Source organism: Massilia sp. CFBP9026, from assembly GCF_034045165.1.
GTDB classification, from domain to species: Bacteria; Pseudomonadota; Gammaproteobacteria; order Burkholderiales; family Burkholderiaceae_D; genus Telluria; species Telluria arenae.
In genome coordinates, this window is the sequence record NZ_JAXCWH010000001.1 from 423,155 (window position 1) to 446,060 (window position 22,906).

Sequence of the window (22,906 nt, forward strand, 5' to 3'; positions counted from 1 at the left end):
GGCTCAGCTCCAGCTCAAATCAACCTTGCTGAGCGGGAGCTCGCGCACCCGCTTGCCGGTGGCGGCGAAGATCGCATTGCACACCGCCGGCGCCAGCGGAGGCAGGGGCGGTTCGCCCAGACCAGTCACAGGTTGATCCGACTTCACGAAGTGCATCTCGATTTTTGCCGGCGCGTCGCCGATGCGCAGCAGTTGGTAATCGTGGAAGTTGCTCTGCACGATGCGGCCGTTCTCGAGGTTCAGCTCGGGGAACATCAAGGTCGACAGGCCGTCGATCACCGATCCCTCCACCTGGTTCTCGGCGCCCGACAGGTTGATGATGGTCGGCCCGACGTCGGACGCCACCACCACACGGTCGACCTTCACCTTGCCGTCCTTCGAGACGGTCACCTCGGCCACTTGCGCCACATAGCCGCGGTGGCTGAAGTGGAAGGCGATGCCTTGCCCCTGGCCGCGCGCGAATTTCTTCTTGCCCCAGCCGGCCTTGTCGGCCGCGGTCTGCAGCACCGCGCGCATGCGCGCCACGTTATAGGGCTGACCGCGCTCGACGCTCGGCGGCATGACGTCCTTGTCGCCCAGCAGTTCGAGGCGGAAGGCCAGCGGATCGCGCCCGCCCGCATGCGCCAGCTCGTCGATGAAGCTGTGGAAGGCCCATGCGAACACGCAACTGCCCGGCGCGCGCCACGGCCCCATCGGGATGCTGCATTCCAGCGCGGTCTGCTCCAGCTGGCAGTTGGCCAGCCAGCGGCCCGGGAACTCGTCGGGCGACAGGCTGCCGCCGCTGCCGTTGCGCAGGGTGCTCTTGCCGTCCTGCTCCACCCGGTTGGCGAAGGTGACGAAGTGGTTGTGCCATCCGACCACCTTGCCGGCCTTGTCGACGCCGCCGCGCAGGAAGTGGAAGCCGCCCGGACGGAAGTGGTCGTGCTGCAGGTCGTCCTCGCGGGTCCAGGTCAGCTTGACCGGGGCCTTGTCCTTCATGCGCTGGGCGATCGCGGTGGCTTCGACGATGAAGTCCGAGCTCAGGCGCCGGCCGAAGCCGCCGCCGCTGCGGATGATGTGCATCGTGATCTTCTCGTTGGGGATGCCGCAGGTGCTCGACACGAGCGCCTGGCCCGCGTTCGGGTTCTGGGTCGGCGCCCACAGTTCGAGCGCGCCGTCGGGCTTGATCCAGGCGGTGCAGTTCTGCGGCTCCATGCTGGCGTGCGAGATGAAGGGGTAGCTGTAGGCCGCCTCCACCGTCTTCGCGGCGCCCTTGAGGGCGTTGGGGACGTCGCCATCCTTGCGCAGCACGGTGGCGCCGGGCTGTTTGGCCGCCGCCTTGGCCTGGGCCGTGAAGTCGGCCCAGCTGTGCTTCGCGGCGCCGCCTTCGTCCCACGTCACTTCGAGCGCGCGGCGGGCGCGGATCGCGGCCCAGGTCGAGGTGGCGACGATCGCCACGCCGGGACGCAGGCCGTTCAGGTTGCTGGTGCCTTCGAGGATGAAGGCGTCCTTGACGCCGGGCAGGGCGCGCACCGCGTCCAGGTTGGCGCGCAGCGGCTTGCCGCCGAAGACCGGGCACTTGACGTATTGCGCGTGCAGCATGCCCGGCAGCTGGACGTCGATGCCGAACAGCGGCTTGCCGCTGACGATGGCGGGGTTGTCGACGCCGCCGATGCGCTTGCCCAGCAGTTTGAAGGTGGCCGGATCCTTCACCGCCACGCTTGCCGCTTCAGGCAGCGGCAGCTTTGCCGCCGCCTCGACCAGGTCGCCGTAGGCCAGGCGCCGTTTGCCGGCCGCGTGCAGCACGAAGCCGCCGTCGGTCGTGCATTCCGCGGCCGGTACTTTCCAGGACTGGGCCGCGGCCTGCACCAGCACGGCGCGCGCGGTGGCGCCCAGGCGGCGGAAGTTCTCGTAGTTGTTCGGGGTCGAGTTCGAGCCGCCCGCACCCTGGCTGCCATAGGCTTCCAGGTTCAGGTCGCCCTGGACCACGCGCACGCTTTCCCAGGCGACGTCGAGTTCCTCGGCGATGACCATCGGCAGCGAGGTCTTGATGCCCTGGCCGATCTCGGGCTGCTTGGAAATCAGGGTCACGCTGCCGTCGCGCGCGATGCGGATGAAGGCGTTCGGCACGAAGTCGGGGTTGGCGGCAGCGGCCGTGGTATCGGTCACGGCGGCCAGCACGCCTTGCGCCGACATGCCGATCAGGAAGGCGCCGCCGGCGGCGCCGGCGCGCAGGAAGCCGCGGCGGGAAGTGGATGCGAGCGTCATGCCTTGGTCCCTTCGGTCGATGCGATTTCGGCGGCGCGGTGGATGCCCTTGCGGATCCGCATATAGGTGGCGCAGCGGCACAGGTTGCCGGCCATGGCGTCGTCGATCTGGGCGTCGGTCGGCTTCGGATGCTGCTTGAGCAGGGCGCAGGCGCTCATGATCTGCCCCGATTGACAGTAGCCGCATTGCGGCACGTCGAGCTCTTGCCAGGCCACCTGCAGTGGATGGCGGGCATTGGCGTCCAGGCCCTCGATGGTGGTGATCTTCGCGTTGCCGATGGCGGACACCGGCAGCACGCAGGCGCGGGTCGCCACGCCATCGAGGTGGATGGTGCAGGCGCCGCACTGTCCCAGGCCGCAGCCATACTTGGTGCCGACCAGGCCCAGGGTATCGCGCAGGGCCCACAGCAGCGGGGTATCGGCTTCGACATCCACCGCCTGCGCCTTGCCGTTGACATTCAGGGTGTAAGTACTCATGACGCTCCTTCAAGGCAGTCCGAACAAGCTGACAATGCTAGCTGAAATTTCACTAATTCAACAGTATTGCAACGGCTGTTTTATTTCCTTCGAAGCAGTAAATACGCCATTTGCACTGGCGCCTTGGACGCTACGGCTTAGTATGTAATACTTTGTTGCATTAGAGTCGACACCATCTTCTATGCTTAAACGCGGTCTGCGCCTGATGCCGGCGAACCTGAAGCTGCGCATGGCCTGCGTTGCGGCCGTCCTGGTCTTCGTGGCCACCTTGTTGGTCACCCTGTCGACCCTGGCGGTGGCCGAGCGCGGCATGAAGTCGGTGATCGGCGACCAGCAGTATGCGATGCTGGCCAGCGCCGCCTCCTTCATGGACGACCGCATCCTGGCGCGCGTGGCGCAGGTCGAGTCGCTGGCGTCCAGCCTGCCGCCGGCGGTGCTAACTCAGCCCGAGATGGCGCGCCGCTTCCTCGAAGCCCAGGCGCCGATCTGGGAACACGAATACTTGAACCTGATCCTGCTCGACGCGCGCGGCCAGCAGGTGGCGTCGGTGCGCTCCTTCGGCAACGAGAGGCGGCTCGACGCGGCGGGACGCGACTACTTCGAGCGCCCGATGGCGACCCTGCGCGGCTTCATGTCGCAGCCCTTCTTCAGCCGCATTTCGGAACGCCAGGTGGTGATCGTCAGTGCGCCGCTGCTCGACGGAGGCGGCAATGCGACCGGGGTGCTCACCGCCAGCATGGACTTGCAGGCGTCCGGCTTCCTGCGCCAGATCAGCGCCCTCAAGCCGGGCGCCTCGGGCTACCTGTTCCTGATGACGCCCGACGGCACCATGATCGACCATCCCGATCCGCTCCGCATGCTGCAGCCGATCGGGCTGCAGGCGTCCGGCCTGGACCGGGCCCTGCATGGCTTCGAGGGCTGGATCGAGGCGGTCGGGCTGGATGGACGCGAATCGATCTTTGCCTACCAGCGCCTGCGCACCACCGGCTGGATCCTGGGCGCGCGCTATCCGACCGAGGAAGCCTTCGCCCCGCTGGCGCAGATGCGCCGCAACGCCATCTATGGCGCGACCGGCCTGGCGCTGGCCTCGGGCGTGCTGGCCTGGGCGCTGGTGTTCCGGCTGCTGGCGCCGCTGCAGCGGCTGCGCGACCGCATCCGCGCGATCCGCCACGACGGCGCCGACATCGCGGTGCTGCACGACACCCGGCGCGACGAGATCGGGGAATTGGGCAATGCCTTCTACCAGCTGATGGCCGAGCGCGAGAACGCCGAAGGCCTGCGCACCGCCAGCGAGAAGCGCCTGCGCCTGATCACCGACAACCTGCCGGTGCTGATCGCCTACCTCGACCGCGACCGGCGCTTCAGGTTCGGCAACGCGACCTTCGAGCGCTGGTTCGGTGTCACGCCCGAGCGGCTGGTGGGCATGTCGATCGCCCAGTTGATGGGCGAGGATGCCGCGCGCCAGGGCGCGGAGGGCCTGGACGGCGCATTCGCCGGCCATGCCACCACCTGCCAGATGCGGCTGCTGATCGGGGGCGCGCCGCGGGTGCTGGAAGGCGTCTACATCCCCGACCTGCAGCCTGACGGCAGCGTGGCCGGCGTGTACGCGCTCAAGCACGATATGACGCACGTGAAGGAGGTCGAGGAGCAGCTGAGCCGGCTTGCGCGCATCGATACCCTGACCGGCCTGGCCAACCGGCGCAGCTTCAACGAGACCCTGCAGCAGGCGCTGGCGCGCGCCTCGCGCCACGGCCGGGCGCTGGCGCTGGCCTACCTGGACGTCGACCATTTCAAGCGCGTCAACGACAGTTACGGCCACGGCGTGGGCGATGAGGTGCTGAAGGAATTCGGCGAACGCTTGCGCGCCTGCGTGCGCGCCAGCGACCTGCCGGCGCGGCTGTCGGGCGACGAGTTCGTGGTGATCCTGGAAGAGATCGGGAGCGGTGCGGAAGCCGAGCATACCGTGGCCAAAATCGCGGCCAAGATCGTGGCCGCGATGCGCGCGCCGTTCGCCACCGGGGCCGGCATGCTGGCGGTGTCGGCCAGCGTCGGTGTTGTATTGTGGCGGCCGGGGCAGGGTGAAGACGCCCTGTTGGCGGCGGCGGATGGGGCCTTGTACGTGGCCAAGGCGAATGGCCGGGACGGGTATGTGGTGGGGGCGGCAGCGTAGCTGCCGGCGTCACAAACCGCCCGGATACGTCTCCGGCGGCTCGCCCGAATGCCAGCCGCTGGTCGCATCGAGCGGCTCCACCGCCGTGGTGCGGTCGATGTGGACCACGGCGTCGAACTGGCGCGGCAGCTGGGCCATGAAGTAGTGGCTCTGGCGCTCGCTGCGCGGCAGGTACAGCACGCCGATGGCGCGCTCCAGCCGCTCTTCCATGAGCGCGTCGCGCGCCGCCGACGGCTCGCGCAGCGGCAGGAAGAAGCGCTCGATGCCGGTGCTGTGCAGCAGGTGCTCGTAACTGTTCTGCAGGGCCGGCCGCACGTGCTTGTGCAGGCCCTCGCCATCCCATTCGGACGCCGCCGTGACCCGGCCCTCGTAGGTGGTGAAGCCGACCAGGACCGTATCGGCGCCGTGCGCCTTGCGCGCCAGCTCGCCCAGCGTCCATTCGCCCTGGCGTCCGATCTCGGTCGCGCGCGCGTCGCCGATGTGCGAGTTGTGTTCCCACACCACGATGCGGGCGGGCTTGCCGCCCTGCGACAGGTGGCGCGCCACCGCGTCCAGGGTCTCGGCCATGTGGCTGTCGCGCAGGTTCCAGGACGAGACGCGGCCCTTGAACATGGTGCGGTAATACTCTTCCGCGTTCTTGACCAGGCGCGCGTTCTGCTGGGCGTAGAAGAACGCGTCGTCGCCGCCCTCACGCTGCACGTAGTCGAAACCGCGCTGCTGCAGGGTGCGCAGGGTGGCGATCACGCCTTCCTGGCAGGAAGGCGACATGCCGAAGCTGGCCTGGTAGCCGTATTGCTGGCTGTCTCGCTCGTAGTGGTCGAAGCAGGCGTAGACCTTGCGCGCCTCGCGCGCGGCGTTCGGGTCGACCCGTTCGAGGTAGCCCAGCACCTCGTGGATCGAGGTGTACATGCTGTACAGGTCCAGGCCGTAGAAGCCCGTCTTTGCGGCGCCAGCGGCCAGGCCTTCGTTGTGCGTGCGCAGCCACTCGACGAAATCGAGCACCGCCGTGTTGCGCCACATCCAGGCCGGGAAGCGTTCGAAGCCCGCCAGGGCGGCGCGGCCGTCGGTGTCCCCACCTTCGCCGCGCACATAACGATTGACGCGCCAGGCATCGGGCCAGTCGGCTTCGACCGCCACCGCGGTGAAGCCCTTCTCTTCGATCAGGCGCCGGGTGATGCGCGCCCGCTCCGCGTAGAACTCGTGGCTGCCGTGGGTGGCCTCCCCGAGCAGCACGAAGCGGGCGTTGCCGACCATGTCGAGCAGGGCGTCGTAGTCGTCCGCGCCCCCGATGAGGGGGCGGGCCGACGCGCGCACCGCGTCGAGGGTGGCATTGGTGAGGATGGTCACATCAGTGCAGGACGCTGTGGCTTGGCGGCGCCTGATGGCCGGCATAGTGGGCGCCGCCACGCTCGATGAACTCCTTCATGCGCGCCAGGTCGTCGTCCATCTGGCGCTGCGGATCGGCGCCCAGCATGCGCGCGATGCCGTGGCCCAGCGCGCCGGCTGGCGGCGAGTAGGTCATGTGCACCGTGACGCGGGTGCCGTTGCCGGACGGTTCGAACGTCACAGTGCCTTCCTGCTCGATCTCCGAACCCGGTTCGCTGCGCCACGACAGGCGCTCGGGACGCGACTGCTCGGTCATGACGGCGTTCCAGGCGTACTCCATGCCGCCCGGGCCGCGCACCACCCAGTGCGAGCGACGGTGGCCCAGGTCGCGCACCTCGGTCACGTGCGACATGAAGCGCGGGAAGTTCTCGACCTCGGACCAGGCGTCGAACACTTCTTTTGGCGAGGCGTCGATGTGGACCGAGTTCTCCACCTCGACCTGGCTGGCGGCGCCGCGGTGACGCAGCGAATCGACCAGGTGGCGGCCGCGGTCGCTGCGCAGCAGCACGGCCAGCGCGCCCAGGCCGAGCACGGCAGCCAGCGGCGAACGGCGCGCCAGGCCGACCACGCTCAGGGCGCCGGTACCCAGCAGGGCGGAATTGGTGAGCGTCGGGCTGCGCGAGCCGAACACCTGGCTCAGGTGGTCGGTCCAGGCGCGCACCTGGTTGCCGGCGGCGTGGGCGCGCGAGCGGGCGTCGGCTTTCAGGCTGTGGGCGGTCTGTTCCAGGCGTTCGCGCGCGTGGTCGGCACGTTCGCGGGCGCGTTCGGCAGCATGTTCGGCGCGGTCGCGCGCCTGGTCGGCGGCGTACTCGGCATGTTCGCGCGCTTCATGGGCTGCATGCCCGGCGCGGTCGCGCGCCTCGTAGGCGGCGTGCTTTACACGATCGCGCGTCTCGTACGCGGCGTGGCTGGCGCGGTCCTTCGCGTCGTAAGAGGCCTCGGCCAGGCGCTCGCGCGCATGTTCGAGCCGATCGCGCGTGCGGTGCGAGACCTCGGCCAGGCGGTCGCCCGCCGCATGGGCGGCGCCGGCCAGGCGTTCGCCGGCAATGGCGGCGGCGCCGGTGGCGCGCATGCGCGCCGAGTCGAGGCGGTCGCCGGCGTCGTGCCAGGCGTGCTCGAGGCGGTTGCCGGTGCGCTCGCGGGCGTCGCGCAGGGCGCCGCGGGCGCGGGAGCGGCGCTTGGCGCCGCGATCAGGGTCGAATGCGTACATCAGCAAGGCGCCTGCGACTGCTGCGCCGATCCACTTGCCCACGTTGTTTGCTTGTTCGTTGTTCGTATCGTTCATCTCGGCTCCTTGAGGTAGGGTTGACTGGCGGCGTGGCCTTGGTGCGCCCACGCCTGCGCCAGCAGGGATTGCACTTCTTCATCGTCGGTCTGCTCGAAGCGCCGGTACCACTGCCCCACGGCGCGAAAGCGCATCGGGGCGAGCGGGCAGGCCACCTCGTCGGCAACGCCACGCAAGACCTGCAGCGCATCCTGGGCCGCCACCGGCACCGCCAGCACCAGCCTGGACGGATGCTGGCGGCGCGCGACTTCGACCGCCGCCAGCATCGTCGATCCGGTGGCGACGCCGTCGTCGACCAGGATCACGCAGCGTCCCGCAAGCCGGGCCGGCGGACGCTCGCCGCGGTAGTGCCGCTCGCGCCGCGCCAGTTCGCTTTGCTCCGCCGCGATGACCGCATCGACTTCGCCCTGGGTCACGCCCATCAGGCCCGGCACGCCGGGCTGCAGCACGCACACCCCGCCGCTGCCGATGGCGCCCATGGCGAACTCCGGCTGGTTCGGCAAGCCGAGCTTGCGCACCAGCATCAAGTCGAGTTCGGCATGCAGCGCCTGGGCGATGGGGAAGGCGACCGGCACGCCCCCGCGCGGCAGCGCGAGTACCAGCACATCGTCGCGTTCGGCGTAATGACGCAGCGCCCCGGCCAAATGCCTGCCGGCGTCGACGCGGTCGATGAATGGTTCGAGCTCTTGCATGATGAAGAAGTTGTTAACTTCCAGCATACACATGGACGAGCGTGGCCGTCGTTCGTTTGCCGTGCGGAATGACGAGGTGAAGAATGGCGGCCCCGGACGGGGCCGCGCGTGGTTGTCTGGCAGCTTAGCCGAGCTGGCGGCTGTGGAAACGCAGGTGGTCTTCGACGAAGGTCGAGATGAAGTAATAGCCGTGGTCGTAGCCGGCATGGCGGCGCAGGGTCAGCGGCTGATTGGCCTTGGCGCAGGCGTCCTCGAAGGCCTCGGGCAACAACTGCTCGACCAGGAATTTGTCGCCCAGGCCCTGGTCGATCAGGATGCCACCGGGGAATGGCGCGCTCGTACGCGACGCCATCAGGGCGCTGGCATCGTATTGCTGCCAGGCGCTTTCGTCGGCGCCGAGGTAGCCGCCGAAGGCCTTCTTGCCCCATGGGCAGCGGCTTGGCGCGGCGATCGGGGCGAAGGCCGAGACCGAGCGGAACAGGTCGGGGTGCTTCAGCGCCATGGTCAGCGCGCCATGGCCGCCCATCGAGTGGCCGAAGATGCCCACCTTGCCTGGGTCAGCCTGGAAAGTGGCCAGCACCAGCGCGTGCAGTTCCAGCAGATAGCTGTGCATGCGGTAGTGGCGCGCCCACGGTTCCTGGGTGGCGTCGAGGTAGAAGCCGGCGCCGGCGCCGAAGTCCCAGCTGTCGCTTTCTCCCGGCACGTTGGCGCCGCGCGGGCTGGTGTCGGGCGCGACCAGGATGATGCCCAGTTCGCTGGCCAGGCGCTGGGCGCCGGCCTTGGTCATGAAGGTTTCTTCGGTGCAGGTCAGGCCGGCCAGGTAGAACAGCACCGGCAATTTCTTCTCGCCCGCTGCCGGCGGCAAGTAGACCGAGAATTTCATCGGCAGGCCGATGGCGGCCGAGTCGTGCTGGTAGAAGCGCTGCACGCCGCCGAAGCAGGCGTGTTCATTGAGGAGTTGGGGCATCTTGGTGTCGGGTGCAGTTGATGGATGGCGCCAGTATGCCGGTTCCGGGCGGCGCTTGCCAACTAGACCACGCCCAGCGCCCCCAGCAGCGCGCCGAGCGCCAGCATCCACAGCAGGTGCAGGCGGGTGCGCCAGATGACGATGGCGGTGGCCGCCGTCAGCAGCCAGAGGGGCCAGTTGTTCATGTGGTCGCCGCCCTTGCCGCCGCCGGTGGCCAGCAGCCAGGCGGTCGACAGCAGCATGGCGATCACCAGCGGCGCCATGCCCTGCTTGAAGGCGCGTACGGCGCGCAGCTCGCGGTTGCGCTGGGCCCACTGCGCCACCTGGTAAGTAAACACGGTGGACGGCAGCATGATGCCGATCATCGAGATCGCTACGCCGTAGAGCGCGGCCGTCACGCTGCCGGAATTGAGTCCCACGTTCCAGCCCAGCAGGGCCACGAACAGGACGTTGGGCCCGGGCGACGATTGGGCCAGGGCCACCGAGTCGGCGAACTGGGTCTGGCTGAGCCATCCCTGGCGCTCGACCAGGTAGCGCTGCATCTCGGAGGTGGTCGAGATCGCGCCGCCGAGCGACATCATGGACAGCATCAGGAAATGGACGAACAGGTTCAGCCAGTCATGCCAGCCGAATACCAGGCTGGGCGCGTTCATGGCTTGAGCCGGCGCCAGGCCAGTACGCAGCCCAGGCCGCCGAGCAGGCCGATCACGGCCGCCAGCGGCACGCGGATCCAGGCCAGCAGCACGAAACCGGTGGCGGCGATCCCAATGCAGACGGCGAGCGGGATCACGTTTTTGGACAGCGCGACCGACATGCGGAGGCCGGTGGCGGCGATCAGGCCGGCGGCGACCGCAGCCATGCCGCGCAGTGCGCCCTGCAGCTGGGGCTGGGTGGCGAACTGCGCATAGACCAGGGCCAGGCACAGCACCAGGATCAGCGGCACGGTGAGGATGCCGGCCAGGGCGCTCATGGCGCCGGCCAGGCCAAAGTGGCGAGTGCCGATCATCATGGCCAGGTTGCAGACGTTGGGGCCCGGCATGATCTGGGCCACCGACCATTCCTCGATGAATTCCTCGTTGCTCATCCAGCGCTTGCGCTCGACGACTTGCTGCTGGATCACGGCCAGCACCCCACCGAAGCCCTGCAGGGCGATCAGCGTGAACGAGACGAACAGGTCGGTCAGCGACGTCGGGCGCGGACGATCGGGTTCGGCCGGCGGCGCAGCTTGTGCGGAACGTGGCGCGGAAGGCGGCAAGGGCAGGGGTGAGGCGCTCATCCGGCGATTATCGCCGCAGGGCCCACGCCGTGTCCACGCGCTACCCGCACTGGATAGGCGCTCAGCCGCCGCCGATGCCTTCCATCACGCGGCCGGTGCCGCCGCATTGCGGGCATGGCTTGCCGTCGGCCAGCGTGCCGCGGCCGGCGCAGGCGTCGCAGATGTCCTCGCCGGCGCCAGGGGTGCCGGGAGCGGCGTCGTCGCCGGGGTTCAGGTCGGGTTGGGTGCTCATGGGAATCCTGATAATTGGTGTGTTGCGACCGATTGTAGGCAGGATGGCGGCTGCACGGCGCAGCGCAGGCGGAAGGGCGCCGGGAGCTGCCATAGAAAAGGTTTTCGCGTCTTGATACAGATTTGACATTGACTTCATGCCGCGATCGTCAATACTCGTGGTGCGTCAGTGACATAACCCACCGGAGACCCGCGCCATGAGCCCCTACCGTGCCCAGGATATCAATCAAAGCCTCTCCGGATCGTCCGAGCTCAGGCGCAACATGCGCCAGCAAGACATCGTGGCGCGCGGCATCGCGACCCTGGGGGAGTGCGGCACCATGCCGGCGCTCGAGTACCTCAAGGCGCATGGCGTGCGCCCGCAGGTGATCGAGCGCGTCCTGCTCGAACCCGAACGCCGCCGGGCGCTCGCCTGAGCATTGGCAGCCGCTTGCGATTGCCCACAAAGTTCCCGCAAGATTTATTTGTGGTGCATACTGTGGCGGTCGGGGTGAAATCTTGTAAACCCTTGATTTTCAGCGGAAACGAGATTGCCTTCCCAATAGGCAAATTGTTGAAAGCCGCACGGGAGGCCGCGTCCAGCGTGTCAAGCCCCCGCTTTTCCACATACTTATTCACAGACTTTGTGGATATCCAAAAAACGTCTTGAATTTCCGTGACTTGGCAGCGATTGCTCAGGTCATGGCTGATGTCATTCTTGACAACTCCTTGACAGCGTCGCGGAGTGTCGGCATTTTCTTCTTGCAGCGCATGACTGGATAAATGTACAGTATGGCATTTCCAGATTCCGCCCCATGTCCGCCGTCGCCGATCCGATTGCTAACCCGTCCGCTACCGACGACCCGTTCGCCAGCCTGAACCCAGAACAGAGGGCGGCGGTCGAGCACGACGTCGGCGCGGACGCACCGCGCCCGCTGCTGGTGGTGGCCGGCGCCGGTTCCGGCAAGACCAATACGCTGGCGCACCGGGTGGCGCGCCTGATCCAGTCGGGCGCCGATCCGCAGCGCATCCTGCTGCTGACGTTTTCGCGCCGCGCCGCCACCGAAATGACCCAGCGCGCCGGCGGCGTGCTGCACCGGCTGTTTGGGCTCAAGGGCAGCCAGGCGCAGGTCACGTTGCCCTGGGCCGGCACCTTCCACAGCATCGGCGCGCGCCTGCTGCGCGAGTTCGCCGGCCGCATCGGGCTCGACGATCAGTTCACGATCCACGACCGCGGCGACTCCGAAGACCTGATGGGCATGGTCCGCCACGAGATCGGTCTGAGCCAGACGGAAAAACGCTTTCCATTGAAGGGCACCTGCCTGTCGATCTATTCGCGCGTGGTCAACGGCCGCGAGCCGCTCGATCAGGTGCTGCAGGCATTCTTCCCCTGGTGCAGCGAGTGGGAAGCCCAGCTCAAGACGCTGTTCGGCGCCTATGTCGACGCCAAGCAGGAGCAGAATGTGCTCGACTACGACGACCTGCTGCTGTTCTGGGCCGAGATGGCGGCCGACCCGGTGCTGGGGATGGAGCTCGGCGCGCTGTTCGACCATGTGCTGGTCGACGAATACCAGGACACCAACCGCCTGCAGGCGGCCATCGTCACCGGCATGAAGCCCGACGGCCGCGGCGTGATGGTGGTGGGCGACGATGCGCAGTCGATCTATGGCTTTCGCGGCGCCACCGTGCGCAACATCCTCGACTTCGCCGGCCAGTTCTCGCAGCCGGCGCAGCTGATCACGCTGGAGCGCAACTACCGCTCCACGCAGCCGATCCTGGACGCATCGAACGCCGTGATCGGCGCCGCGCTCGAGCGCCACGCCAAGACCCTGTGGACCGACAAGGTGTCGAGCATCAAGCCGCAGCTGGTGTTGATACCCGACGAAGCCGAGCAGGCGCGCTGGGTCTGCAACCGCATCCTCGAGCAGCGCGAAACCGGCATGCCGCTCAAGAGCCAGGCGGTGCTGTTCCGCGCCGCCAGCCACAGCGCCGCGCTCGAGCTCGAACTCATGCGCCGCAACATCCCCTTCGTCAAGTTCGGCGGCCTCAAATTCCTGGAAGCGGCCCACATCAAGGACGTGCTGGCCGTGCTGCGCTTCGCCCAGAACCCGAGCGGACGCCTGGCGGGTTTCCGCGCGTTGCAGCTGATTCCCGGCATCGGCCAGGCGACCGCCACCCGCCTGGTCGAGGCCGCGGGCACCAGCAGCGATGCTGCTGCGGCGCTGGAAGCCTTTCCCGTACCGGCGCGCTGCAAGGCCGACTGGCAGGCGTTCTGCGACTTGTACCGGCGCCTGCGTACGCCCGGCCTGCGCTGGCCGCTGGACCTCGAGCTGGCGCGCGCGTGGTACCAGCCGCACCTGGAGCGCCTGCACGACGATGCCCAGGTACGCGCGGCCGACCTCGACCAGTTGGTGGCGCTGTCCGGCGGCTATGGCAATCGCGAGAGCTTCCTGGCCGAGATCACGCTCGACCCGCCCGAAGCGACCAGCGACCGCGCCGGCGCGCCGCTGCTCGACGAAGACTACGTGATCCTGTCCACCATCCATTCGAGCAAGGGGCAAGAGTGGAATTCAGTACACGTGCTGAACGTCGTCGACGGCTGCATTCCGTCGGATATGGCGACCGGCAGCCAGGAAGACATCGAGGAAGAGCGGCGCCTGCTCTACGTGGCCATGACGCGCGCGCGTGAAAACCTGCACCTGGTGGTGCCGAACCGATTCTTCATCAAGCAGCAGTCGAGCATGGGCGACCGCCATGTGTATGCGGCGCGGTCGCGTTTCATTACGCCGGTCATGCTCAAGCATTTCGAGGAATGCGCCTGGCTCAGCGCCGACAAACGCGAGCTGCGCACGCCGATGCCCGACAGTATCCGCATGATGGTGCGCGACCGGGCCCGAAACGCGTGGAAATGACGACAGATGCGGGTAAATTGTCGACTTATCCCCCGTGCACCGCTTTTGTAGGAATTTGCCGTATGTGACATGGACGCGCGGAAGTGGTGCGCGTGCAAGTGACTGATTTTATGGAAGGTTTTTTTTGCCTTCAGAACGGGCATTTTGTTGAAACCCGCATCGATACTGCGCTTGCGGCTTGTCAAGTGGCGCTTTTCCACACACTTATCCACATTTCTTGTGGATAGTCCAAAAGGCTGAATAAAATCAGCCACTTAGTGTTCAATATTACTTGATCACAATTTCCATTTCCTGTGCGATTGCCTGCAGTGCGGCAAGCGCTCCCATGGGGACTCCGACCCCGCGCACGATCCGGTGTTCGCGCGGATTGATGCGGATCGCGTGCACGCCCTGCGACTCGGTGAAGCGACGCACCGAAGGCAGGTCGGTGCCGGCGCCGAGTTCGATCACAGCCAGCCGCGCGACCCCAGCCCGCCACTTTTCTAGCCGCTCGAGCTGGGCCTCGCTGGGGCGGTCGACCCAGGCGACGTCGTTGAACATCAGGATGTTGGGACGGGCCAGGGCGCCGCAGTGCGGGCAGGCCGGCAGCGGCGACAGCAGCGCGCAGCGCGCCAGGTCGACTTCGGGTTCAAAGTCGTCCGCCGGCCAGGTGATATCGCGGCAGGGGCGGGTGCATTGCAACTGGTGGATCGTGCCATGGCATTCGGCGACCCGGTCATCCGCGAAACCGGCGCGCTGGAACTGGCCGTCGACATTGCTCGTGAAGACGAAGCTGCCATGCCGCATGCGTTCGCCCAGCGCGCGCAGGATCGCGAAGCCCGCATGCGGGCGCGTGCGGCGGTACAGGTCGAGCCGGTGACCATAGAAGCCCCAGGCCAGATGCGGATCGCGCTCGAAACTCGCCGGATTGGCCATCTCGCGAAACGGCAGGCCGCGTTCGGCCAGTGGCGGATAGGCTTTCCAGAACCCGGTATTGCCGCGAAAATCGGGCAGGCCCGAATCGACGCCGATGCCGGCGCCGGCAGCGATTAACAGGCCGTCGGCCTCCCTCAGCAGTTCGCAGGCGCGCGCGATCTCATCCATGGGCGCTCGCCTTGAGCCGCTCGAGTTCTGCCAGGAAGCGTTCGCAGGCCACGCCCGGCGCCCACGGCTCCCACGGCCGGCAATCGTAATAGGCGGCAAGTGGATCCTCGGCCAGCACTTCGGCGCGGATCTTGAGGGTGCGCCGCACCTCCTCGCGCGACCAGCCGGCCACGTGTACGGCTTCGGTGGCCGCGGCCAGGCGGTCGGCGCGCTTGTGCGCCGCGTGGCTGCGCGTATCCCAGGCCGGCAGGCCGTAGCGCAGGAAGACCATGTGTTCCAGGCGTTTCGTGAGCGCGCGGAAGGCGTCGCCCAGGAAAGGCTTGATGACCGAGATCGCATCGAAGCCGAGCAGGCCTTCCTCGGCGTCGTGCAGCAGTTCGCGCAATTCTTCCAGCGGCGTGATGGAAGGCGCGGCGGCGCGGCGCAGCAGCATCACCGCGATCGAGTGCTGGGCCACCGACAGCGGCAGCGGCCAGGCCGAATGCCCGCCCCAGCGATAGGTGCGGGCCAGGCCGAGCGCCAGGTCGGCGTCGTCCCAGTCGAAGGGTGTCGGGTCGAGCAGGTCGAGGCGGCGACCGGAGGGCATGCGGACCCAGGCGCGGGTCCGGTCTGGCGTGAACGGGATGGGCATGTGGCGATTTTACACACCGGCCCGTCCATTCTCCGCATAATTGATACAGGCGAACGCAGGACCTGCGCGCCCGCGTAAAGTGGATCGGATGCGCTGGAGGCCATGATGGAGGGGCGATGGGAGCGGACACGACGATCGATTGCGACCTGCTGGTGGTCGGCGGCGGCATCAATGGCGCCGGCATCGCGCGCGATGCGGCCGGGCGCGGGCTGACGGTCGTGCTGTGCGAAAAGGACGACCTGGGCGCGCATACCTCGTCCGCCTCCAGCAAGCTGATCCATGGCGGGCTGCGCTACCTCGAATACCGCGAGTTCGGCCTGGTGCGCAAGGCGCTGGCCGAGCGCGAGACCCTGCTCAGGAGCGCGCCGCACATCATGCGTCCTTTGCGCTTCGTGATGCCGCACGTCCCCGGGCAGCGGCCGGCCTGGCTGATCCGCGCCGGCCTGTTCCTCTACGACCGCCTGGCGCCGCGCGCCTTCCTGCCCGCATCGAGCTCGATCGAGCTGGCCGGCCACCGCGCCGGCGCGCCGCTCAAGCCCGAGTTTACGCGTGCTTTCGCGTATTCCGACGGCTGGGTCGACGATGCGCGGCTGGTGGTGCTCAACGCCCTCGATGCGCATGAGCGCGGTGCGCGGGTGCTCACCCATGCGGCCTGCAACGACGTGGTGAGGCGCGCCGCGCACTGGGAAGCACGCATCGACCAGGATGGCGCGCCCATTACCGTGCGCGCGCGCGGCCTGGTCAACGCCGCCGGCCCGTGGGCGGCCCGCTTCGCCGGACGCGCCAACCGGGAGGCGCCGCACCGCGCGCTGCGCCTGATCAAGGGCAGCCACATCGTCGTGCCGCGCCTGTTCGAGCACAGCTGCGCCTACCTGTTCCAGCATGCGGACGGGCGGGTCGTGTTCGCGATCCCCTACGAAGAAGCGTTCACCCTGGTCGGCACCACCGACGTCGACTTCGCGGGCGATCCCGGCGCGGTGGCGATCGATGAGGGCGAGACGCGCTACCTGTGTGCGCTGGTCAACCGCTACTTCAAGCGCCAGCTGGCCCCTAGCGACGTGGTGTGGAGCTATTCGGGCGTGCGCCCGCTGCTGGAAGACGATGCCGGCAATCCGGCGGCGATCACGCGCGACTACTTTCTGGAACACGACGCCGGTGGTCCGCCGCTGCTCTCGGTCTTCGGCGGCAAGATCACCACCTACCGCAAGCTGGCCGAGGAAGCCGTCGACTGGATCGCGCCGCTGCTCGGCAAGACGCCGACGGGGGCATGGACGGCGCAGGCCGTGCTGCCTGGCGGAGACCTGTTCGGGCCGCAGCCCGACAGCCGCGGCGTGTTGGAGTTCGACCGCTGGGTGGCGGCGCTGCAGCGGCGCCATGCCTGGCTGCCCAAGCCGCTGGCGCTGCGCTATGCGCGCGCCTATGGCACGCGGGTGGACATCTTGCTGGGGGCCAGCCGGTCGCTGGCCGACCTGGGCAACGAGGTGGCGCCGGGGCTGTACGAGGCCGAGCTGCGCTACCTGATGCGGCACGAATGGGCCCGCAGCGCAGCCGACGTGCTGTGGCGCCGCACCAAGCTGGGCCTGCACCTGCGGCCGGGCGTGGCGGGCAGGATCGATGCGTGGATGGCCGCCGAACGGTCGGCCACGGCCATCGTGTAAAACTCAGCGCACCCGCTTGTACCAGGCCCCATCGTCGAACAGGGGCTGGTAGTCGCCGGCCGCCGCATCGCCCGGCGCCAGCTCACGGTCGATCCCGAGCACCCCGAACAAGGCCAGGCTGTCCCTGAACAGGCGCAGCACGCGCTGACGCAGCACTGGCCCGAAGTCGGGCAGGGCGCGGCAGCAGACGATCGCGTGGAACTCGTTGAACGAGCCGTCCGTCACCAGGCAGTACTGCAGCCAGGTGATGCGCTCGCGCAGCCGCGGCAAGAGGCGCGCGCGACCGTCGCTGACCTCGAAGTAATCGGCCAGCCGGCCCGTGCCGCCGCTGGCCTCGTAGCCGCGCTGGGCCTCTACCAGCATCGTTGCCGGCAAGGTCGCTTCACGCGCCTCGAACAGGAGTTCGTCGCTGGACAGGGTCGCGAACACCTCGGTGCGCCCGTACAGCTTTTCCTCGGCCAGCAGCACGGCCAGGGTCCAGGCCTCGCCCACGCCGGCCACTTCGGGCAGCCAGACCTTGGGCAGAGCGGTCGGACGCAGGCTGTCGGCCAGCGCGCTGCGCTGGCGCCGCGCCCAGTCGGGACGGTCGAACAGCGCCGCCGGCTGCACCGCCAGCGCGCGCACCACGCCCAGCGCTGCGCCGGGCGCATGCAGCACCTGTTCCTGCAGCCGCGTCAGGTTCGGCAGGGCGTGCAGGCGCGCCAGTTCCTGTAGCCGGCGGCGCAAGATGGCGCGCTCGTGGCTGCGGTAGTCGAAGCCGAAACGCTGGTACAGCGCTTCGAGCAGCAGCTCGATCTCGAGCTCCGCCAGGCCGGTATCGACCGGCACACCAGTCAATGCGTTCACTGGTGCCTCAGTGCAGCCAAACCCGCATCATCGACAGCAGCTGCGCCACGTCGACCGGCTTGGTGATGTAGTCCGAGGCGCCGGCCGCGATGCACTTGTCGCGGTCGCCCTTCATCGCCTTCGCGGTCAGGGTGATGATCGGCAGCGAGCGGAATTTCGGGATCCGACGGATCGCCCGCATCGTGTCGTAGCCGTCCATCTCGGGCATCATGATGTCCATGAGGACGATCTCGATGCCGGGATCCTTTTCCAGCACCTCGATGCCGTCGCGGCCGTTCTCGGCGAACAGCACTTGCATCTGCTGGCGCTCCAGCAGCGTCGACAGGGCGAAGATGTTGCGCAGGTCGTCGTCGACGATCAGCACCTTGCGTCCGGCCAGGCCCGAGTCGAGAGCGTGAATTTCCTCCAGCATGCGCCGTTGGGTCTCGGGCAGGCTGGCCTGCGAACGGTGCAGGAACAGCGCCGTCTCGTCCAGCAGGCGTTCGGGCGAGCGCGCATCCTTGATCACGATGGTCTTGGCGAAGCGCTTGAGCTTCGTGACTTCCTTGCGGTTCAGCTCCTGGGCGGTATAGATCACGATCGGCAGGTCGCGCAGGCGTTCGTTGCGGCCGATCTGGTCGAGCAGGTCGAAGCCCGAGATGTCGGGCAGGGTCAGGTCCAGCACCATGCAGTCGAAGTGCGAGGATTGCAGCGCCTCGAGCGCAGCGGCGCCGTTGTCGACGGTGACCATATGGATGTCGTTATTGCCGATCAGGGACACGATCGAATCGCGCTGGGCCGGATCGTCCTCGACCACCAGCAGGCTGCGCTTGCCGCCCATCAGGAATTTCTGGATGCGCTTGAATTCTTCCTTCAGCTGTTCGCGCTCGACCGGCTTGTTGATGTACGAGATCGCGCCCTGGCGCAGCGCGCGCTCGCGCTCGCGCAGCGAGGACATCACGTGCACCGGGATATGGCGCGTGCTCGGGTCGCGCTTCAGGCGATCCAGCACCGTGAAGCCGTCGATATCGGGCAGGTCGATGTCGAGCAGGATCGCCGACGGCAGGTAGTCGCGCGCCAGCGATAACGTGGAATCCCCGCGGTGGGTCACGATCGCCTTGAAGTTTTTCTCGCGGGCGAATTCGAGCACCACCTTGGCAAAGCGCTCGTCGTCCTCGACGATCAGCACCGACGGATCGCCCGGCGTCACCAGCCCGCGGTCGTCCAGCACGCTGGCGTATTCGACCACGGCGCCGCTCGGGTCGAGCAGGTCGGTCGTCAGATCAAGGGAAGCCGTTTCGCTGTTCTCCTGCAGCACCGGCACCAGCGGGGCAGGGACCATCTGCGGCGGCAGCAGGCGCGCCGGCTGCGGCTGGCGCGCCTGTTCATAATTGATGAAGCCGGCGCGGTTGTACGGCAGGTAGAGCGTGAATACCGAGCCGACGTTGACGGTCGACTCGACACGGATCTCGCCGCCCAGCAGGCGCGCCAGTTCGCGCGAGATCGACAGGCCCAGACCCGTGCCGCCATACTTGCGGGCGGTCGAGCCGTCGGCCTGCTGGAAGGCTTCGAAGATCAGCTGCAGCTTGTCGGCCGGGATGCCCACGCCGGTGTCGTAGACCGAGAACGCCAGCACCGCGTCGGCGTGCTCCAGGTTCGGGTGGTCGGCGGTCCAGCCGCTGGTCACCAGGCTGATGCCCAGCGAGACCTGGCCGTGGCTGGTGAACTTGAAGGCATTGGACAGCAGGTTTTTCAAGACCTGCTGCAGGCGCGTGGTGTCGGTCATCACGGCGGTCGGCAGGTTCTCGGCCAGGTCGACCTGGAAGCCCAGGTGCTTGGCCTCGGCCATGTGCCTGAAGGTGCGGTCGACGTAGTTGCGCAGGTTCGAGAAGCGGTATTCCGACACGTCCAGGGTGACGGTGCCCGACTCGATCTTGGACAGGTCGAGAATGTCGTTAATCAGGGTCAGCAAGTCCGAACCCGAGCCGTAGATGGTCTTGGCGAACTCCACCTGTTTGCCCGACAGATTGCCTTCCGGGTTGTCGGACAGCTGCTGGGCCAGGATCAGCAGCGAATTCAATGGCGTGCGCAGCTCGTGCGACATATTGGCCAGGAATTCCGACTTGTACTTGGAGGACAGCGCCAGCTGGGTCGCTTTTTCTTCCAGCGCCAGCTTGGCCTGCTCCACCTCGCGGTTCTTGCGCTCCACCTCGATATTCTGCTCGGACAGCAGGCGGGCCTTCTCGCCCAGTTCCTGGTTGGTCTGCTGCAGTTCCTGCGCCAGCGACTGCGACTGGGTCAGCAGCGACTCGGTGCGGCTATTGGCCTCGATCGTGTTCAGGACCACGCCGATCGATTCCATCAGCTGGTCGAGGAAGGACAGGTGGGTTTCGGTGAAGCGGTCGAGCGAGGCGATCTCGATGACGGCCTTGACCTGCTGCTCGAACAGGATCGGCAGCACCACGATATTGTTCGGCGGCGCCGAGCCCAGGCCCGAGGACACCACGATATAGTCGCGCGGGACGTCGGTCAGCCAGATGCGGGTCTTCTCCAGCGCGCACTGGCCCACCAGGCCTTCGCCCGGCAGGAAGGAGGTCGGCAGCTTGCGGCTCGAGCGGTAGCCGTAGCTCGCGATCATGCGCAGGCGGGCGTCGCTCTCTTGCGAGTCCATCATGTAGAACACGCCGTGGTGGGCCGACACCAGCGGCGCCAGTTCCGACAGAATCAGCTTGGTCACCGCCTGCAGGTCGCGCTGGCCTTGCAGCAGTCGCGTGAAGCGCGCCAGATTGGTTTTCAACCAGTCTTGCTGCGCATTCTTCTGCGTGGTTTCCTTCAGGTTGCGGATCATCTCGTTGATGTTGTCCTTCAGGTAGGACACCTCGCCGCGCGCCTCCACCTGAATGGAGCGCGACAGGTCGCCGCGCGTCACCGCGGTCGCCACTTCGCCGATCGCGCGCATCTGGTTGGTCAGGTTGGCCGCCAGCTGGTTGACGTTTTCCGTCAAATCCTTCCAGGTGCCGGCCACGCCCGACACGTTCGCCTGGCCACCGAGCTTGCCTTCGGTGCCGACCTCGCGCGCCACCCGGGTCACCTCCGAGGCGAACGAGGACAGCTGGTCCACCATGACGTTGATGGTGTCCTTCAGCTCGAGAATCTCGCCCTTCACGTCCACGGTGATCTTCTTGGACAGGTCGCCGCGCGCCACGGCGGTGGTCACCGCCGCGATATTCCGCACCTGGCCGGTCAGGTTCGATGCCATGAAGTTGACGTTGTCGGTCAAGTCCTTCCAGGTGCCGCCCACGCCCGGCACATAGGCCTGGCCGCCGAGCTTACCTTCGGTGCCGACCTCGCGCGCCACGCGCGTCACTTCCGACGCGAACGAGGACAGCTGGTCGACCATCACGTTAATCGTGTTCTTCAGTTCCTGGATCTCGCCCTTGACGTCCACCGTGATCTTCTTGGACAGGTCGCCGTTCGCCACCGCGGTGGTCACCTCCGCGATATTGCGCACCTGGGCGGTCAGGTTGCCCGCCATCGAGTTCACGCCATCGGTCAAGTCCTTCCAGGTGCCGGCCACGCCCGGCACGTTCGCCTGGCCACCGAGCTTACCTTCGGTGCCGACCTCGCGCGCCACGCGCGTGACTTCCGACGCGAAGGAGTTCAGCTGGTCGACCATCACGTTGATGGTGTTCTTCAGCTCGAGAATCTCGCCTTTCACGTCCACCGTGATTTTCTTGGACAAGTCGCCGTTCGCCACCGCGGTCGTCACGTCGGCGATGTTGCGCACCTGGCCGGTCAGGTTGCCCGCCATCGAGTTGACCGAGTCGGTCAAGTCCTTCCAGGTGCCGGCCACGCCTTTCACCACCGCCTGGCCACCGAGTTTACCTTCGGTGCCGACCTCGCGCGCCACCCGGGTTACCTCGGAGGCGAATGAGGACAGCTGGTCGACCATCACGTTGATGGTGTTCTTCAGCTCGAGAATTTCGCCCTTCACGTCCACCGTGATCTTCTTGGACAGGTCGCCGTTCGCCACCGCGGTCGTCACCGCCGCGATATTACGCACCTGGCCCGTCAGGTTCGACGCCATGAAGTTGACGTTGTCGGTCAAGTCCTTCCAGGTGCCGGCCACGCCCGGCACATAGGCCTGGCCGCCGAGTTTACCTTCGGTGCCGACCTCGCGCGCCACCCGCGTCACTTCGGAGGCGAAGGAACGCAGCTGGTCCACCATGACGTTGATGGTGTCCTTCAGTTGCAGGATCTCGCCGCGCACGTCGACCGTGATCTTCTTGGACAAGTCGCCGTTGGCCACCGCGGTGGTCACCTCGGCGATATTACGCACCTGCGAAGTCAGGTTGCCCGCCATCGAGTTGACCGAGTCGGTCAAGTCCTTCCAGGTGCCGGCCACGCCCTTGACTTGCGCCTGGCCACCCAGCTTGCCTTCGGTGCCGACCTCGCGCGCCACGCGTGTGACTTCGGACGAGAAGGACGACAGCTGCTCGACCATGGTGTTGGCCGTCATCGCCGCGCGCAGGTACTGGCCCTTGAGCGGGTGGCCGTCGACTTCGAGGGCCATGGTCTGGGACAGGTCGCCTTTCGCCACCGCGCCGATCACGCGCGCCATTTCGGTGGTGGGGCGCACCAGGTCGTCGATCAGGGTATTGACCGAGCTGATCATGGTGCTCCAGCCGCCCACCACGCCCGGCAGGTCGGCGCGCTGGGTCAGGTGGCCTTCGCGGCCCACCACCCGCGAAACTTCCGTGACGGTCTCGACCATCTTTTGCTTGGTCTCGATGATGTCGTTCAGGGTATCGGCGATCTTGCCGGACACGCCGGTCCAGTCGTCAGGCATGCGTACCGAAAAATCGCCTTTTTTCAAGGCCATCAATGTGGTGAGCAGCAGCTTGACGTCCAACTGCTCGCCCATATCGGTCATGGTATTCATCGCCTGGATCCTCGTCCTGAAAGGAAGTCTGTGGTTAGCCGGTGCGGCCGGCAAAAGTGTCGTTTTTACACACGCACAAGATACATTTCTATAGATCTAAGTCAAGCTGTAAAACGGTATCTCGGCTAGCAAATACTTGCAAATCT

17 protein-coding genes are annotated in these 22,906 nt (G+C 67.1%); 4 read left to right on the forward strand and 13 right to left on the reverse strand.

Going from position 1 to position 22,906, the window contains the following annotated elements; translation table 11 throughout:
* Positions 1-3: 3 nt before the first annotated feature.
* Together SOM28_RS01795 and SOM28_RS01800 are read right to left on the reverse strand one after the other, a co-directional pair.
* The gene (locus SOM28_RS01795; RefSeq protein ID WP_320466995.1) at positions 4-2,247 is read right to left on the reverse strand and encodes a xanthine dehydrogenase family protein molybdopterin-binding subunit; all 2,244 of its coding nucleotides are present in this window, start codon (positions 2,245-2,247) and stop codon (positions 4-6) included.
* A complete protein-coding gene (locus SOM28_RS01800; protein WP_123068930.1) occupies positions 2,244-2,723 on the reverse strand; it encodes a (2Fe-2S)-binding protein in 480 nt (159 codons plus the stop codon). Before SOM28_RS01800 ends, SOM28_RS01795 begins: the two co-directional genes overlap by 4 nt.
* Before the next feature lie 181 nt (positions 2,724-2,904).
* On the opposite strand from SOM28_RS01800, the gene SOM28_RS01805 reads away from it, so the two are divergent.
* Complete coding sequence (locus tag SOM28_RS01805) at positions 2,905-4,893, forward strand: diguanylate cyclase domain-containing protein (protein WP_320466996.1); 1,989 nt, start codon at positions 2,905-2,907, stop codon at positions 4,891-4,893.
* A gap of 9 nt (positions 4,894-4,902) precedes the next feature.
* Here SOM28_RS01805 and SOM28_RS01810 read toward each other — a convergent pair whose 3' ends face one another.
* From SOM28_RS01810 to SOM28_RS01840, 7 genes are all read right to left on the reverse strand, one after another.
* A complete protein-coding gene (locus tag SOM28_RS01810; RefSeq protein ID WP_183407373.1) occupies positions 4,903-6,240 on the reverse strand; it encodes an erythromycin esterase family protein in 1,338 nt (445 codons plus the stop codon).
* Between the two features lies 1 nt (position 6,241).
* Positions 6,242-7,564: an SRPBCC family protein gene (locus SOM28_RS01815; protein ID WP_320466997.1), complete on the reverse strand. Its 1,323-nt coding sequence runs from the start codon at positions 7,562-7,564 to the stop codon at positions 6,242-6,244.
* On the reverse strand, positions 7,561-8,283 hold the full coding sequence (locus tag SOM28_RS01820) for a phosphoribosyltransferase (protein WP_414675120.1): 723 nt from the start codon (positions 8,281-8,283) through the stop codon (positions 7,561-7,563). Before SOM28_RS01820 ends, SOM28_RS01815 begins: the two co-directional genes overlap by 4 nt.
* A 97-nt stretch (positions 8,284-8,380) precedes the next feature.
* Positions 8,381-9,223, reverse strand: coding sequence for an S-formylglutathione hydrolase (gene fghA, locus SOM28_RS01825; protein ID WP_320466998.1), 843 nt, complete (start codon positions 9,221-9,223; stop codon positions 8,381-8,383).
* Between the two features lie 62 nt (positions 9,224-9,285).
* On the reverse strand, positions 9,286-9,876 hold the full coding sequence (locus SOM28_RS01830; protein WP_123068936.1) for a chromate transporter: 591 nt from the start codon (positions 9,874-9,876) through the stop codon (positions 9,286-9,288).
* Entirely contained in the window at positions 9,873-10,499 is a 627-nt protein-coding gene (locus tag SOM28_RS01835; RefSeq protein ID WP_123068937.1) for a chromate transporter, read from the reverse strand. Before SOM28_RS01835 ends, SOM28_RS01830 begins: the two co-directional genes overlap by 4 nt.
* Positions 10,500-10,560: 61 nt before the next feature.
* Entirely contained in the window at positions 10,561-10,731 is a 171-nt protein-coding gene (locus tag SOM28_RS01840; RefSeq protein ID WP_183407374.1) for a hypothetical protein, read from the reverse strand.
* Between the two features lie 196 nt (positions 10,732-10,927).
* Here SOM28_RS01840 and SOM28_RS01845 point away from each other — a divergent pair, with 196 nt between their 5' ends.
* Positions 10,928-11,146 carry a hypothetical protein gene (locus tag SOM28_RS01845; RefSeq protein WP_123068938.1) on the forward strand — a complete coding sequence of 73 codons (219 nt, stop codon included), beginning with the start codon at positions 10,928-10,930 and terminating at the stop codon, positions 11,144-11,146.
* A gap of 378 nt (positions 11,147-11,524) precedes the next feature.
* Positions 11,525-13,621, forward strand: coding sequence for an ATP-dependent helicase (locus SOM28_RS01850; protein WP_320466999.1), 2,097 nt, complete (start codon positions 11,525-11,527; stop codon positions 13,619-13,621).
* Positions 13,622-13,888: 267 nt separating this feature from the next.
* Here the strand turns inward: SOM28_RS01850 and SOM28_RS01855 are convergent, their stop codons facing one another.
* A complete protein-coding gene (locus SOM28_RS01855) occupies positions 13,889-14,704 on the reverse strand; it encodes an SIR2 family NAD-dependent protein deacylase (RefSeq protein ID WP_320467000.1) in 816 nt (271 codons plus the stop codon).
* Entirely contained in the window at positions 14,697-15,335 is a 639-nt protein-coding gene (locus tag SOM28_RS01860) for a phosphohydrolase (RefSeq protein WP_123068941.1), read from the reverse strand. Before SOM28_RS01860 ends, SOM28_RS01855 begins: the two co-directional genes overlap by 8 nt.
* A 116-nt stretch (positions 15,336-15,451) precedes the next feature.
* On the opposite strand from SOM28_RS01860, the gene glpD reads away from it, so the two are divergent.
* Positions 15,452-16,993 (forward strand): glycerol-3-phosphate dehydrogenase, encoded by a 1,542-nt coding sequence (glpD, locus tag SOM28_RS01865; RefSeq protein WP_123068942.1) that lies wholly within the window; start codon positions 15,452-15,454, stop codon positions 16,991-16,993.
* 3 nt (positions 16,994-16,996) lie between these two features.
* On the opposite strand, the gene SOM28_RS01870 is transcribed toward glpD, so the two are convergent.
* On the reverse strand, positions 16,997-17,839 hold the full coding sequence (locus SOM28_RS01870) for a protein-glutamate O-methyltransferase CheR (RefSeq protein ID WP_123068943.1): 843 nt from the start codon (positions 17,837-17,839) through the stop codon (positions 16,997-16,999).
* Between the two features lie 7 nt (positions 17,840-17,846).
* Positions 17,847-22,760, reverse strand: coding sequence for a response regulator (locus SOM28_RS01875; RefSeq protein ID WP_320467001.1), 4,914 nt, complete (start codon positions 22,758-22,760; stop codon positions 17,847-17,849).
* Positions 22,761-22,906: the final 146 nt, after the last annotated feature.

What these genes read in the sequence shown, in the direction of transcription:
- SOM28_RS01795 (WP_320466995.1), bottom strand. Translation starts at nt 2,247, where the DNA reads ATGACGCTCGCATCCACTTCCCGCCGCGGCTTCCTGCGCGCCGGCGCC.
- SOM28_RS01800 (WP_123068930.1), bottom strand. Translation starts at nt 2,723, where the DNA reads ATGAGTACTTACACCCTGAATGTCAACGGCAAGGCGCAGGCGGTGGAT.
- SOM28_RS01805 (WP_320466996.1), top strand. Translation starts at nt 2,905, where the DNA reads ATGCTTAAACGCGGTCTGCGCCTGATGCCGGCGAACCTGAAGCTGCGC.
- SOM28_RS01815 (WP_320466997.1), bottom strand. Translation starts at nt 7,564, where the DNA reads ATGAACGATACGAACAACGAACAAGCAAACAACGTGGGCAAGTGGATC.
- SOM28_RS01820 (WP_414675120.1), bottom strand. Translation starts at nt 8,283, where the DNA reads ATGCTGGAAGTTAACAACTTCTTCATCATGCAAGAGCTCGAACCATTC.
- fghA (WP_320466998.1), bottom strand. Translation starts at nt 9,223, where the DNA reads ATGCCCCAACTCCTCAATGAACACGCCTGCTTCGGCGGCGTGCAGCGC.
- SOM28_RS01830 (WP_123068936.1), bottom strand. Translation starts at nt 9,876, where the DNA reads ATGAACGCGCCCAGCCTGGTATTCGGCTGGCATGACTGGCTGAACCTG.
- SOM28_RS01835 (WP_123068937.1), bottom strand. Translation starts at nt 10,499, where the DNA reads ATGAGCGCCTCACCCCTGCCCTTGCCGCCTTCCGCGCCACGTTCCGCA.
- SOM28_RS01840 (WP_183407374.1), bottom strand. Translation starts at nt 10,731, where the DNA reads ATGAGCACCCAACCCGACCTGAACCCCGGCGACGACGCCGCTCCCGGC.
- SOM28_RS01845 (WP_123068938.1), top strand. Translation starts at nt 10,928, where the DNA reads ATGAGCCCCTACCGTGCCCAGGATATCAATCAAAGCCTCTCCGGATCG.
- SOM28_RS01850 (WP_320466999.1), top strand. Translation starts at nt 11,525, where the DNA reads ATGTCCGCCGTCGCCGATCCGATTGCTAACCCGTCCGCTACCGACGAC.
- SOM28_RS01855 (WP_320467000.1), bottom strand. Translation starts at nt 14,704, where the DNA reads ATGGATGAGATCGCGCGCGCCTGCGAACTGCTGAGGGAGGCCGACGGC.
- SOM28_RS01860 (WP_123068941.1), bottom strand. Translation starts at nt 15,335, where the DNA reads ATGCCCATCCCGTTCACGCCAGACCGGACCCGCGCCTGGGTCCGCATG.
- glpD (WP_123068942.1), top strand. Translation starts at nt 15,452, where the DNA reads ATGGGAGCGGACACGACGATCGATTGCGACCTGCTGGTGGTCGGCGGC.
- SOM28_RS01875 (WP_320467001.1), bottom strand. Translation starts at nt 22,760, where the DNA reads ATGAATACCATGACCGATATGGGCGAGCAGTTGGACGTCAAGCTGCTG.